Here is a 758-nt window from a genome sequence, read left to right as displayed (position 1 = left end):
AAAACTCTATTTACTAGCCAAACTTCTCCTAGAATATTACCGTTATAAAATAATGAAGCTTGTCCTTTGCGTAGAGCACGCATAACCTCAATTCCTTTAATTGTGGCATAAGCCGTTTTCATAGACTTGAATCCCAACGTAGCCTTGATGATCCGTTTGAGCTTGCCATGATCACATTCAATCACGTTATTCTTGTATTTAATCTGTCGATGGTCCAGGTCTTCAGGACACTTTCCTTCCTGTTTTAGTCGCGACAAAGCACGGCCATAGGTATGAGCCTTATCAGTGTTTATGACTCGTGGAATCTGCCATTTTTTGACATGATTCAAAATTTTACCAAGAAAACAATAAGCTGAATGGGTATTTCGTCTAGCAGAAAGATAGAAATCAAGAGTATGGCCACGTTGGTCAACTGCACGGTATAGATATGCCCATTTGCCATTCACTTTTACGTAAGTTTCATCCAGATGCCATAAATGTCGATCTGTAGGATTACGCCAATACCAACGTAAACGTTTTTCCATTTCTGGAGCATAACGCTGAACCCAGCGATAAATTGTGGTGTGATCAACATTCACTCCACGTTCAGCGAGCATTTCCTGAAGTTCACGATAGCTGATGCCATATTTACAATACCAACGAACAGCCCAAAGAATGATTTCACCTTGAAAGTGCCGACCGTGGAAGGGATTCATCTGCTGTATCTCGAAATAAATAAGATATTTAGCTTATCATGTCAGCCTATTTGCAACAGTGCC

General features: G+C 40.4%; 1 protein-coding gene. It reads right to left on the bottom strand.

Annotation, left to right across the window (positions count from 1 at the left end):
• The coding region (locus NI469_RS15725) for an IS6-like element IS1007 family transposase (protein ID WP_253175663.1) at nucleotides 1-695 on the bottom strand (695 nt) is incomplete at its 3' end.
• Nucleotides 696-758 lie beyond the last annotated feature (63 nt).

The organism is Acinetobacter lwoffii (assembly GCF_024129735.1).
GTDB classification, from domain to species: Bacteria; Pseudomonadota; Gammaproteobacteria; order Pseudomonadales; family Moraxellaceae; genus Acinetobacter; species Acinetobacter lwoffii_H.
Note: the sequence above shows the minus strand (reverse complement) of the source record. Positions and strands in the feature narration are given on the sequence as shown.